Origin of the sequence: Microbacterium awajiense (assembly GCF_039536545.1) — a bacterium.
Taxonomy (GTDB): Bacteria; Actinomycetota; Actinomycetes; order Actinomycetales; family Microbacteriaceae; genus Microbacterium; species Microbacterium awajiense.
This window is the reverse complement of the sequence record NZ_BAAAYU010000001.1, coordinates 930,101-942,753: the sequence shown is the minus strand read 5'-3', so window position 1 is coordinate 942,753 and position 12,653 is coordinate 930,101. Positions and strand designations below refer to the sequence as shown.

The 12,653-nt window shown below is 70.4% G+C and carries 13 protein-coding genes and 1 tRNA gene; all 14 read left to right on the top strand.

Translation table 11 applies throughout. The features are described from left to right. Positions 1–80 precede the first annotated feature (80 nt). Positions 81–437, top strand: coding sequence for a GntR family transcriptional regulator (locus ABD663_RS04720; RefSeq protein ID WP_344736720.1), 357 nt, complete (start codon positions 81–83; stop codon positions 435–437). Then, positions 427–1,407 (top strand): CPBP family intramembrane glutamic endopeptidase, encoded by a 981-nt coding sequence (locus tag ABD663_RS04715; RefSeq protein ID WP_344736719.1) that lies wholly within the window; start codon positions 427–429, stop codon positions 1,405–1,407. The genes ABD663_RS04720 and ABD663_RS04715 overlap by 11 nt, the downstream gene beginning before the upstream one ends. Beyond that, a complete protein-coding gene (locus tag ABD663_RS04710) occupies positions 1,404–2,399 on the top strand; it encodes a DUF1648 domain-containing protein (protein ID WP_344736718.1) in 996 nt (331 codons plus the stop codon). Before ABD663_RS04715 ends, ABD663_RS04710 begins: the two co-directional genes overlap by 4 nt. 31 nt (positions 2,400–2,430) lie before the next feature. Further along, positions 2,431–3,099, top strand: coding sequence for an O-methyltransferase (locus ABD663_RS04705; RefSeq protein WP_344736717.1), 669 nt, complete (start codon positions 2,431–2,433; stop codon positions 3,097–3,099). Between the two features lie 119 nt (positions 3,100–3,218). Next, positions 3,219–4,499: a phosphopyruvate hydratase gene (eno, locus tag ABD663_RS04700; protein WP_344736716.1), complete on the top strand. Its 1,281-nt coding sequence runs from the start codon at positions 3,219–3,221 to the stop codon at positions 4,497–4,499. A gap of 23 nt (positions 4,500–4,522) precedes the next feature. Beyond that, positions 4,523–5,050 (top strand): FtsB family cell division protein, encoded by a 528-nt coding sequence (locus ABD663_RS04695; RefSeq protein WP_344736715.1) that lies wholly within the window; start codon positions 4,523–4,525, stop codon positions 5,048–5,050. A gap of 38 nt (positions 5,051–5,088) precedes the next feature. Then, a complete protein-coding gene (locus tag ABD663_RS04690; protein ID WP_344736713.1) occupies positions 5,089–5,607 on the top strand; it encodes a DUF501 domain-containing protein in 519 nt (172 codons plus the stop codon). Beyond that, complete coding sequence (locus ABD663_RS04685; protein ID WP_344736712.1) at positions 5,604–6,878, top strand: S8 family serine peptidase; 1,275 nt, start codon at positions 5,604–5,606, stop codon at positions 6,876–6,878. The genes ABD663_RS04690 and ABD663_RS04685 overlap by 4 nt, the downstream gene beginning before the upstream one ends. A gap of 34 nt (positions 6,879–6,912) precedes the next feature. Continuing rightward, positions 6,913–8,298, top strand: a complete 1,386-nt coding sequence (locus ABD663_RS04680) for an NAD(P)/FAD-dependent oxidoreductase (protein ID WP_344736933.1) — start codon at positions 6,913–6,915, stop codon at positions 8,296–8,298. Positions 8,299–8,329: 31 nt separating this feature from the next. After that, positions 8,330–8,403: transfer RNA gene (locus ABD663_RS04675), tRNA-Leu, on the top strand. 66 nt (positions 8,404–8,469) lie between these two features. Then, the gene (locus ABD663_RS04670; protein ID WP_344736711.1) at positions 8,470–9,699 is read left to right on the top strand and encodes an alanine racemase; all 1,230 of its coding nucleotides are present in this window, start codon (positions 8,470–8,472) and stop codon (positions 9,697–9,699) included. Next, positions 9,696–11,009: a D-arabinono-1,4-lactone oxidase gene (locus ABD663_RS04665; protein ID WP_344736710.1), complete on the top strand. Its 1,314-nt coding sequence runs from the start codon at positions 9,696–9,698 to the stop codon at positions 11,007–11,009. Before ABD663_RS04670 ends, ABD663_RS04665 begins: the two co-directional genes overlap by 4 nt. An 82-nt stretch (positions 11,010–11,091) precedes the next feature. Next, positions 11,092–11,658, top strand: a complete 567-nt coding sequence (locus tag ABD663_RS04660; protein ID WP_344736708.1) for a LemA family protein — start codon at positions 11,092–11,094, stop codon at positions 11,656–11,658. Positions 11,659–11,759: 101 nt separating this feature from the next. Then, complete coding sequence (locus tag ABD663_RS04655; protein ID WP_344736707.1) at positions 11,760–12,650, top strand: M48 family metalloprotease; 891 nt, start codon at positions 11,760–11,762, stop codon at positions 12,648–12,650. Positions 12,651–12,653 lie beyond the last annotated feature (3 nt).

The window sequence follows — 12,653 nt, the reverse complement described above, 5'->3', positions numbered from 1 at the left end:
CGGGGCCCGTCGGCCCGACGTCGGCCGGTCGTCCTCGCCCACCACTTTGAGCATTGTTCTATTTGTAATAGAATACTTGCGTGCTGATCCGCATCGACCCGAGCTCGGACGAGCCGCTGTTCGCCCAGGTGGCGGCGGCGCTGCGATCCGAGATCGCCGCCGGTCGGCTCGTCGCGGGAGAGCGGCTGCCCTCCGCCCGCGACATCGCCGACGGGCTCGGAGTGAACCTGCACACCGTGCTGCGCGCCTACCAGGATCTGCGCGACGAGGGCCTGGTCGACATGCGTCGCGGCCGCGGCGCGACCGTCACCGAACGGGCCGGCGCACTGACGGGCCTGCGCGACGACGTCGCGGCGCTCGTGGCCCGCGCGGGCGCCCTCGGACTCTCACCCGACACCCTCGCCTCTCTCGTGAAGGAGATCTCCCGTGACCGCTGACATGCCCACACCCTCCGCCGACGACCGGGTCGCGGGGTCCGATGCGCCTGTGGTCGTCCCCTGGCGCGCGGTGATCGCGTTCGTCGTACTCGCGTGCGGGCTCGCATGGCTCGCTGCGCTGCCGCTCTGGCTGGGCGACGGACTCGCGTCGCCCCTGGCGACGGTCTTCATCGCCCTGATGATGTTCACGCCGGCCGCTGCGACCCTCATCGTGATCGCGGTCTTGCGCGTTCCGACCGCACCGCGCGCCCGCGCACTGGGTCTGACGCCGTTGCGTCCGGTCGGACGATTCCTCCTGTTCCTCGCCCTCGGGCTGGCGCTGCCGATCGTCATCGTCGTGGTGACGATCGGGATCTCGGCCGCCGTCGGACTCGTGAGACTCGACCTCGTGGACTTCTCGGGGTTCGCCTCACAGGTCGCCGCGGTCTCGGGCGGCGGGGCCCTGCCCCCCATCGCCGTGCTGGTGGTCGCGCAGCTTCTGGCGATCCCTGTCGGCGCGGTGTTCAACAGCATCGTCGCGTTCGGCGAAGAGCTGGGGTGGCGTGGCTGGCTCCAGGGGGCCCTCATGCCGCTGGGTGTCTGGCCGGCGCTGCTGATCACCGGCGCCGTGTGGGGTCTCTGGCACGCGCCCGTCATCCTGCTGGGCTACAACTTCGCGCGTCCCGATGCGGTGGGGCTGCTCTTCATGATCGGCGGATGCCTGGCCTGGGGTGTCCTGCTCGGCTGGCTGCGGCTGCGCAGCGCGTCGCTGTGGCCCGCGGTGCTCGCCCACGGCTCGCTCAACGCCGTCGGCGGGCTGATCCTCGTCCTCATCGCGCTCGGCGAGGAACCGGACCTCGCCGTCGTCGGGCCGCTGGGGGTGATCGCGTGGGCGGTCGTCGCGGCCGTGATCCTCGTCGTCGCACTGCTGCGGCAGTTCCGCCCCGGCACCGTCGCCACCTCCGTGCCGAAGGCCGAGGTCGTCCGATGAACGCCGTCGCCGTACGCCGGTTCGTCGTCGTCGCGATGGTCTACCCGGCGATCGTGGTCGCTGCGGCCGTGACCGCTCAGCTGATCCTGCTGCCGTCGATGCCGTCGACCGTCGCCGTCCACTGGAACGCGGCGGGCGTCGCGGACGGTTTCGCACCCGCCTGGCTGCCACCCGTGCTCACCGCGGCGCTGGGGTACGGCGTCCCGCTGTTGATGGCACTCACCTCGCTGTCCGGCCTGCGTCGCGGCGACCGGGGGCCCACGTATCGCTTCATGGGAGCGATGGCCGCGGCCGTCTCGACGCTCATCGCGATGCTCATGACCTGGACCTATGCGGCACAGGCGGGCACGACCGGGCACGACGCGACCGTGAGCATCTGGCCGGTGCTGGTCGTCTCGTTCGCCGCGGCGGTCGTCATCGGGGTGATCGCCTGGTCGGTGCAGCCCGCGAATCGGCGCGAGCCCGCGGTGCCGGCGCCCGCGCAGCCGCTCGATCTGGCCGCGCACGAGCAGGCCGTGTGGCTTCGTACGGCCACGTTGCGCTCCGCCGGAGCCATCGCGATCACCGCGATCTCGATCGTCCTCGTGCTCGTCGCGGTCGGATGCTGGTTCGCCGGCGCTCCCGTCGAAGTCGCGTGGGTCGTGACGGGCGTCGCGGTGCTGGTCGCGGCGATCGCGGCGATGACGGTCGCCTTCCGTGTGCGGGTCGACGCGACAGGACTGCACGTCGTGTCGGTGGCCGGACTGCCGCGGTTCGCCGTGCCGATCGCCGACGTCGCGTCGGCGTCGGCGGTGGAGGTCACCGCGATGGGGGAGTTCGGCGGGTGGGGGCTGCGCAAGGCGCTCGACGGACGGTTCGGCGTGATCCTGCGCTCGGGCCCTGCGCTCGAGGTCGCACGGCGCGACGGGCGCCGCTTCGTCGTGACCGTCGACGACGCGACGACCGCCGCCGGCCTGCTCGAGACGTTCGCACAGCGACGCGCAGGCGGTTGACGGCGACCGGCGCCGCTTGTTGGCTGGTGCCATGACACAGCCCACCCCCGACGCCTGGCGGCGCGTCGACACGTACCTCACCGAGACCCTCGTCGGCCACGACCCCGCGCTCGAGGCCGCCGTGGCCGACCAGAACGCGGCCGGGATGCCGGCCATCGAGGTCGCGCCCGTCAACGGCAAATTCCTGCACCTGCTCGCCCGCATCGCCGGTGCACGGCGCGTCCTCGAGATCGGCACGCTCGGCGCCTACTCGACGATCTGGATGGCGCGTGCGCTGCCCGACGACGGCGCCGTCGTGACGATCGAGGCCGAACCCGCGAATGCGGCGATCGCTCGTGCCAACCTCGACCGCGCCGGTGTCGGCGAGAGGGTCGAGATCCTCCTGGGTCGCGGCGCGGATGTGCTGCCCACACTGGCGGGAGCCGAGCCATTCGACCTGGTCTTCATCGACGCCGACAAGGAGTCCAACACGATCTATCTCGACTGGGCGGCCCGGCTCGGGCATCCCGGCACCGTCGTCGTCGTCGACAACGTCGGGCGCGGCGGCGAGGTGGCGAACCCCGCGACGGAGCGCAGCGACGTGATCGGCACGCAGCGCGCGCTCGAGATGCTGGGCCGCGACCCGCGATTCGACGCGACCGCGCTGCAGACGCTCGACCTCAAGGGCTGGGACGGCGTGGCGATCGCCCTCGTCGTCTGACGCGCCGATCGGGCAGCGGACGGGCGGATGCCTGTGGCCGCGGTGTTGTGGTCACTACACTCGGGAGCGGACCGACGATGCTCCGAGAGAAACACCTCCACGAACAAGGGAGACATCCTGTGGCACTGATCGAGGCTGTAGGCGCGCGCGAGATCCTTGACTCGCGCGGCAACCCGACCGTCGAAGTGGAGGTGCTCCTCGACGATGGGATCGTGCAGCGGGCGGCCGTCCCCTCCGGCGCGTCGACCGGCGCGTTCGAAGCGTACGAGTTGCGCGACGGCGACAAGGGCCGTTACGGCGGCAAGGGCGTGCTGAAGGCCGTGAACGCGGTGATCGACGAGCTCGGCCCCGCGATCGAGGGCGTCGAGGCGAGCGAGCAGCGCGTGGTCGACGAGATCCTCATCGCGACCGACGGCACCGAGAACAAGTCGCGCACCGGTGCGAACGCCATTCTCGGCGTGAGCCTCGCCGTCGCCAAGGCGGCCGCCGACAGCGCCGACCTGCCGCTGTTCCGCTACCTGGGCGGCCCCAATGCGCACGTCCTGCCGGTGCCGCTGTTCAACGTCATCAACGGCGGCGAGCACGCCGACAACGGAATCGACATGCAGGAGTTCTTCCTCGCCCCCATCGGCGCGTCGAGTTTCGCCGAAGCGCTGCGCTGGGGTGCCGAGACCTACCACGTCCTCAAGGGCGAGCTGAAGGCCGCGGGATTCGCGACCGGCCTCGGCGACGAGGGTGGCTTCGCCCCCGACCTTCCCAGCAACCGCGAAGGCCTCGACTTCCTGGTGAAGGCGATCGAGAAGGCCGGCTTCACCCCCGGCTCCGACATCGCGCTCGGACTCGACGTCGCCGCGACCGAGTTCTTCTCCGACGGCGTGTACCGCCTCGAGAACAAGGACTGGTCGGCCGCCGAGATCACCGAGTACTACGAGGGACTGGTCGCCGACTACCCGATCGTCACGATCGAGGATGCGCTCGCCGAGGACGACTGGGATGCGTGGAAGGCCCTCACCGACGCGCTGGGGACGAAGACGCAGCTCGTCGGCGACGACCTGTTCGTCACCAACCCGGCCCGGCTCGCCGACGGCATCAAGCGCGGCGTGGCCAACTCGCTGCTGGTGAAGGTCAACCAGATCGGCACACTGTCCGAGACCCTCGATGCCGTCGAGCTCGCGCACCGTTCCGGCTACACCACGATGTTCTCGCACCGTTCGGGAGAGACCGAGGACACCACGATTGCCGACCTCGCCGTCGCGACCAACTCGGGTCAGATCAAGAGCGGCGCGCCCGCCCGCAGCGAGCGGGTCGCGAAATACAATCAGCTTCTGCGCATCGAGGAGGAGCTGGGTGACGCGGCGGAGTACATCGGCCGCGCGGCCTTCCCGCGCTACACCGGCTGATCGAACGCACGAGAGGGGGAGCCGTGGCGACGAGAACGGCTCCCCCTTCGTCCGCCCGCCGTCGCACACAGCGCCGTCCTGTGGACGTGCGCGGGTGGCTCGGCGGCATCCGTCTGTCGGGTTTCATGGTGATCATGCTCGGTCTCGTCGTGCTCGCGGCGTTCGTGCTCGTGCCGACGATCGGGCTCTATCTCGACCAGCGGCAGCAGATCACGGCGCTCGAGGCGGCGGTCGAGGTCAGTCGCGACGACGTCGCCGACCTCGAGGCACAGCGCGGCCGCTGGTCCGACCCCGCCTACATCACGACGCAGGCGCGCGAACGCCTGTACTACGTGCGTCCCGGCGAGGTCGTCTACCTCGTCGACAACGACCTGCCGGCCGAACTCCTCCCGCAGGAGCAGGAGCCGGTGCCCGACGAGGTCGAGCGCACCCGCGCCGACTGGATGACCCAGCTCGTGCGGTCGGTCACCGAGGCGGGCCTGGCACGCACGGTCAAGGCGCCGACGATCGGCGTACCCGATCCCGAGCCGACCCCGTCGGCGACCGGTTGATCAGGTCTGTTCCCGGCGTCGCGGGTAGCCTGGACGCCGTGACGAGACCCCCTTTCGCAGCCGTGACCGACGCCGAGCTCGCAACGCTCCGCGGTCAGCTGGGGCGCCCGGCGCGCGGCGTCGTCGGCATCGCCGCCCGCTGCGTGTGCGGCAATCCCACGGTCGTCGCCACTTCTCCGCGGCTCGCCGACGGCACACCGTTCCCGACCTTCTACTACCTCACGCATCCCGGTGCGACCGCGGCGATGTCGGCGCTCGAGGCCGATCACGCGATGGAGGGCATGAACGCCGACCTGGCCGACGACGAGGAGCTCGCCGCCGCCTATGCACGCGCGCACGAGTCCTATCTCGCCGACCGCGCAGGATTCGGCGACGTGCCTGAGATCGACGGGATCTCCGCGGGGGGCATGCCGGCGCGCGTCAAGTGCCTCCACGCCCTCGCGGCGCACGCGCTCGCGGCGGGGGAGGGCGTGAACCCGATCGGCGACCGCGCGCTCGCGATGTCGGCGTGGTCGCCCGAGCGCTGCACCTGCGCGGAACCGGGATCCGGTCTATGAATCGGCTCACCCGCGCCCTCGTCGCGGTCTTCGCCGCCGCGGCCCTGCTGGCGCCGGCGGCCACGGCCTCGGCTGCGGCACCGGAAGAGGAGGAAGACCCCGTCCGCGAAGCGGAGTACTGGCTCGACGACTACGGCATCCGCGACGCGTGGCAGACCACGCGGGGCGCGGGCGCTCGCATCGCGATCATCGACACCGGTGTGGGGCGGGACCCCGTCGAGTTCTCGGGCGTCGTGGGGGGCACCGACGTCTCGGGCATGGGGGCGCCCGACGGCCGTTCGCCCGTCGGCGCCGTCGACTCGAACCATGGAAGCTGGGTCGCCTCGCTCGCCGGCGCGCGGGGGACCGGAGCGGACTCGGGCATGATCGGCGTCGCTCCCGAAGCGGAGCTCCTGTCGGTGTCGGTCGGGTTCGGCGCATCGGTGAGCGTTCCGTTCACCGAGCAGATCGCCGACGCCATCCGGTGGTCGGTCGACAACGGCGCCGACGTCATCAACCTCTCCCTCACCACCAACACCCCCGACTGGGACCCGAGCTGGGACTCGGCCTTCCTGTACGCATTCGACAACGACGTGGTGGTGGTGGTGGCGGCGGGCAACCGCAGCAGCGGCACCACGCGCGTGGGTGCGCCGGCGACGATCCCCGGAGTGCTGACGGTGGGCGGCGTCGACCCGCAGGGGCGCGCGAGCGTCGAGGCGTCCACGCAGGGAATCACGATCGGTGTGTCCGCTCCGAGCGAGGACCTCATCGGCGTGTCGGCCGACGGCAGCGTCGTCGTCTGGGGTGGCACCAGTGGCGCGGCTCCGATCGTCGCGGGGGTGGCCGCCCTGGTGCGCTCGGCCTACCCCGACCTGGATGCGGCGAACGTGATCAACCGCATCATCCGCACCGCCGACCCGGCGCCGCAGGCGACCTCCGTGCCCGACCCGCTGTACGGCTACGGACTCGTGGATGCCGCTGCCGCCGTGTCCGCGAACGTGCCCCAGGTGACTGCGAACCCGATGGGAAGCCTCGCCGACTGGATCCGCCTCTACCGTCGCGCGGAGATCGACCCGCAGCCGCTGCCCGACAGCACGGCCGTCACCGTCCCTCCGCTGCCTCCCGCCGACAGCGCGCCGCAGGCCTCCTCGCCGCTGCTGCCCACGTACGAGACGATGATCTACGGGTCCGTGCCGCTGATGGCCGCGACCGTCGCCGCTATACTGGTGGCGCTCGGCGTCACCGCTGTTGTCCGACGCATCCGATTGGCGTCCCGTGCGCCGAGCCGCTGACACAGGAGGAGCTCTCCCCACCGTGACGAACAACGTGCCCAGAATCCTCATCGTCGGCGCGGGTTATGCCGGTTTCTACACCGCCTGGAAGCTCGAGAAGCACCTGCGCAAGGGCGAGGCCGAGGTCATGATCGTCGACCCGCTGCCGTACATGACGTACCAGCCGTTCCTGCCCGAGGTCGCCGCCGGATCCATCGAGGCACGCCACTCGGTGGTGGCGCTGCGCCGTCACCTGAAGCGCACCACCGTCATCGCGGCGAAGGTGACAGCCATCGATCACGCCAACAAGGTCGCGACGATCACCCCGATCGCCGGTGAGCCGTACCAGCAGGAGTACGACCAGATCGTCGTGACCGCCGGCGCCGTCTCGCGCACGTTCCCGATTCCGGGCATCGCCGACAACGCGATCGGCCTCAAGACGATCGAAGAGGCCGTCGCCATCCGCGACCGCCTGATGTCGAACTTCGATCGGGCATCGATGCTGCCGCACGGACCCGAGCGCGACCGCCTCCTCACCGTCGTGGTGATCGGCGGGGGGTTCGCGGGCATCGAGGTGTTCGCCGAGCTGCGCTCCCTGGCGTCGTCGCTCATCAAGAGCTATCCGCAGCTCACGTTCGACGACACGCACTTCCACCTCATCGAGGCCATGGGACGCATCATGCCCGAGGTGTCGCTCAAGACGAGCGAGTGGGTGCTCAAGGACCTCGCTCAGCGCGGCGCCTACGTGCACCTCGAGACGCAGGTGACCGGCGCGGTGAACGGCAACATCGAGCTGTCGACCGGCGAGACGCTGCCCAGCGACCTCATCGTGTGGACGGCGGGCGTGATGGCCAATCCCACCGTCGTGCGCGGTGGTGACCTTCCCGTCGAGGAGCGCGGTCGCATCCGGACCCGCGCCGATCTGCGCGTGGGCACCGAGGACGAGATCGTCGAGGGCGCCTGGGCTGCCGGCGACATCTCGGCGGTGCCCGATCTGTCGGGCGGCGGCGTCGGCGGGTACTGCGTCCCGAACGCCCAGCACGCCGTGCGCCAGGCCAAGCTGCTCGCCAAGAACCTCGTCGCCGTTCTGCGCGGCGAGTTGCCCCGCGAGTACTTCCACAAGAACCTCGGGGCCGTCGCGGGTCTCGGCCTGTACAACGGTGTCTTCCAGTCGGGCAAGCTGGCGCTCAAGGGCTTCATCGCCTGGCTCGCCCACCGCGGCTACCACGGCCTGGCGATGCCGACGTGGGAGCGCAAGTGGCGCGTGCTGTGGGGATGGTGGAACAACCTCTGGCTCGGACGCGACATGGTCAACCTGTCGACGGTGCAGAGCCCGCGCTACGTCTTCGAGGAGTTCGCGGCGCGGCCGCGACCGCCGCAGCCTGCCGAAGCGACGGCTGAGAAGCCGGCGTCGACCAAGGCGCCCGCCGCGACGCCCTGACGGTAGCGTGGGTGCGAGCGCCGTGCGCGACGCCCCCGTAGCCCAATCGGCAGAGGCAGGCGGCTTAAACCCGCCCCAGTCCGGGTTCGAGTCCCGGCGGGGGTACGCTCGGCGTGAGCGTGAGCAGTCCGACGCTGGTGCAGATGTCTGCACGCACCCGAAGCGAGCCCGATGAGCCTGGATCTCCTCCCCGCAGAGGTCACCGCCGACCTCTGGCATGACCCCGCGTCATACTGGCGCGCCCTCTCGAGGGCGGTCCAGGACCGGCCGGCACCCGTGGCCGCCATCGGCGTGGAAGCGCTGCGTCGAAATGCGCTCGACCTCGTCGTCCGCGGCGGTGGTCTGCCGATCCGCGTCGCGAGCAAATCGGTGCGGGTGCGCGAGGTGGTCGACGCGGTGCTGCGCATGCCGGGGTATCGCGGCATCCTCGCGTTCACCCTCGCCGAAGCGCTGTGGCTGGCCGAAGACCATGACGACGTCGTGGTGGGCTACCCGACCGCCGACCGCACCGCGCTCGCAGCCCTGGCCGCCGACGAGCGCGCGGCCGAGCGCGTCACGCTCATGGTCGACGACCTCGCGCAGCTCGACCTCATCGACGCGGTTGCGCCGCCGACGTCACGTGCACGGATGCGCGTGGCGATCGACGCCGACGCCGGCTTCCGTTCACGCAGTCTCGGCCACGTCGGGGTGTACCGATCACCCGTGCATGCGCCCGCTGAAGTCACCGCTCTCGCGCGCGTCATCGCAGACAGGCCCGGGTTCCGTCTGGTCGGTCTCATGATGTACGAGGCCCAGATCGCCGGGCAGCCGGATGACGAGGGCCCGGCCGACCCGGTCATCCGCTGGATGCAGCGACGGTCGGCGGACGAACTGCGTCATCGCCGCGCGGCCATCACCGCCTCGTTGCGCGACATCGCCGCGCTCGAGTTCGTCAACGGCGGCGGCACCGGCTCGCTCGAATCGACCGCTGCCGACGAGTCGGTCACCGAGCTGACGGCGGGCAGCGGGCTGCTGGCCGGACACCTCTTCGACGGCTACCGGTCCTTCGACCCGGCGCCCGCCGCCGCCTTCGCCCTCGACGTCGTGCGCAAGCCCCGGCCCGACATCGCAACGGTCCTCGGCGGTGGATGGATCGCGTCCGGACCGCCGACCGCGTCGCGTCAGCCTCGGCCCGTGTGGCCCCCAGGACTGCACACGATGCCTCGCGAGGCGGCCGGAGAGGTGCAGACGCCGTTGCGGGGCGAGGCGGCGCGCGACCTTCGGATCGGCGATCGCGTCTGGTTCCGACACGCCAAGAGCGGAGAGGCCTCGGAGCGCGTCGATCAGTACCACCTCGTCGAGAACGGCCGGCTCGTCGGCGTCGCGCCGACGTATCGCGGCGAAGGCAGGGCGTTCCTGTGACGCGGCCGGGCGGACAGTGGCGCAACTGGGCAGGGTCTGCGAGGGTGCGCCCGCAGCGCGTCGAGTTCCCGCGCTCGATCGAAGCCGTTCAGCGGGCCGTGCAGGCCGCAGCATCACAGGGATTGCGCGTGAAGGCGGTCGGGGCAGGACACAGCTTCTCGCCGATCGCCGTGGCACCCGGCGTGCTGCTCGACCTCACCGACCTCGCCGGGCTCGTCGGCATCGATCGTGAACGTGGGCGCGCCACGCTGCTGGCGGGAACCCGACTGCACCGCGTGCCCGCACTGCTCGCCTCCTCGGGCCTGGCGATGACGAACCTCGGCGACATCGACCGTCAGTCGATCTCGGGTGCGATCTCGACCGGAACCCACGGCACCGGCGCTCGATTCGGCGGCCTCGCCACACAGGTCGTCGGCGCGACCCTCGTGACGGCCACGGGCGAGCTGCTGCGCGTGGACGAGAGTGAGAACGCGCAGCTGCTCCCCGCGGTCGCGCTGGGCCTGGGGTCGCTCGGGATCCTCGTCGACGTGACGCTGCAGTGCGTGCCGCAGTTCGTGCTGCACGCCGTCGAGAGACCCGAGGCGCTGGCGGACGTGCTCCCCGCGCTCGATCGCCGGGTCGAGGAAGCCGATCACTTCGAGTTCTACTGGTTCCCCCACACCGACGCTGCGCTCACCAAGACGAACAACCGGCTGCCCGTCGATGCGCCCCGTCATCCGCTCGCGCCCGTCGGTCGATGGGTCGACGACACGCTGATCGGCAACGCCGTCTACCGCGTCGCCTGCGACATCGGGAGGATCGCTCCCGGTACCGTCCCCCTCATCAACCGCACGGCCAGCCGCCTGTGGGGTGATCGGGAGTTCACGGATGCCTCCGAGCGGGTGTTCGTCGCCGCGCGCACCGTCCGGTTCCGAGAGATGGAGTACGCCGTCCCGGCCGACCAGGCACGCCCGGCATTCGAGGCGCTTCGCACTCTCATCGACGACCGCGGGTGGCGCATCTCGTTCCCGGTCGAGGTGCGCTTCGCGGCGGCCGACGACATCTGGCTGTCGACCGCGCACGGCAGGGCGTCGGCGTACATCGCGGTGCATCGCTACTGGCGCGAGGATCCCGCCGAGTACTTCGAGGCCGTCGAGCAGATCATGCTCGCCCACGGCGGCCGACCCCACTGGGGAAAGATGCACACCCTGACGGCCCGGCAGCTGCGCGAGCGCTATCCGCGCTTCGACGACTTCGTCGCTCTGCGCGACCGCCTCGACCCCGATCGGCTGTTCGCGAACGCCTATCTCGAGCGCGTCCTGGGTGAGTGAGCGCTGGGAGTGCGCACGCGAAGGGTGTCGTCGGCGGTCGGCCTCGTTAGGATGAGGGAAACCTCGAAACGGAGTCGCGGCTATGGAATGGCTGATCCCGGTCCTCATCGTGGTGGCGCTCGCCGTCATCGTCGGCATCTACCTGTGGGCGACGTACAACTCGCTCGTGCAGCTGAATGTGCGTGTCGACGAGGCGTGGAGCGACATCACGGTCCAACTCAAGCGGCGAGCCGACCTGCTTCCGAATCTGATCGAGGCGGTGAAGGGCTACGCGGCGCATGAGAAGGCGGTCTTCGAGAACGTCACCCGGGCGCGGGCCGAGACGCTGTCGGCCGGCGGCCCCGCCGAGGCGGGAGTCGCCGAGGGGCACATGCAGCAGGCGCTGAAGTCGCTGTTCGCCGTCGCCGAGGCGTACCCGCAGCTGCAAGCCAGTCAGAACTTCCTGCAGCTGCAGCAGTCCATCGTCGACACCGAGGACAAGATCCAGGCCTCGCGCCGGTTCTACAACGGTGGAGTGCGCGAACTGAACACCAAGATCAAGGTGTTCCCGAACAACCTCTTCGCTCGCAACCTCGGCTTCCACGAGCGCGAGTTCTTCGAGGTCGTCGACGGCGCGGCGATCTCGGAACCCCCCAGGGTGCAGTTTTAGCCGACCCGGATCAATGCGCGCGCAGCGCGCGTTGATGCGGTTGCGGCTAGAGATCGAGTAGGCGCCTGCAGGGCGCCGTATCGAGATCTTCCAGGAGGCCCATGTACACCGCGATCGCGCGCAACAAGCGCAACACGTGGTTCATCCTGATCGCCTTCGTGTTGCTGCTCGGCGCGATCGGAGCCCTCGCCGGATGGCTGGCCGGCAACAACTGGTGGATCACCGCGTTCATCCTGGTGTTCGCCGCGGGGTATGCGACCTTCCAGTACTTCTTCGCCGACCGCGAGGCGCTCGCGATGAGCGGCGCCGTCGAGGTGAGCAAATCGGATGCCCCGCGCTATCACCGCCTCGTCGAGAACCTGTGCATCACGACCGGTTCGCCCATGCCGAAGCTCTACGTGGTGGACGACCCGGCTCCCAACGCGTTCGCGACCGGCCGCAAGCCCGAGGAGGCGGCCATCACCGTCACCACGGGCCTGTTCGAGCTGATGACCGACCGTGAGCTCGAAGGGGTCCTCGGGCACGAGCTGGGTCACATCCGCAACTACGACATCCGCGTGTCGCTCATCGTCTTCGGACTGGTGGTCGCGGTCGGGATCCTCGCCGACATGATGATGCGCTTCGCGTTCTTCGGCGGTGGCCGCCGCTCGGGCGGCAACGGACAGGCGCAGCTGCTGTTCATGATCTTCGGCATCGTCGCCGCACTGGTGGCGCCGTTGCTGGCCGGCGCGGTGCAGGCCGCGATCTCTCGCCAGCGCGAATACCTGGCGGACGCCACGAGCGCCATGACCACGCGCGACCCCGACGGCCTGGCATCCGCTCTCGCGAAGCTCCAGGAGTACGGCCGGCCGCTGCAGCGCGCGAACACCTCGATGGCGCACCTGTGGATCTCCGATCCGCTGCGGCAGGGGGCGATGGCGCGGCTGTTCGCCACCCACCCGCCCATTCCGGACCGCATCGAGCGCCTCACGACGATGGGCGGCCGGTTCTGAGCG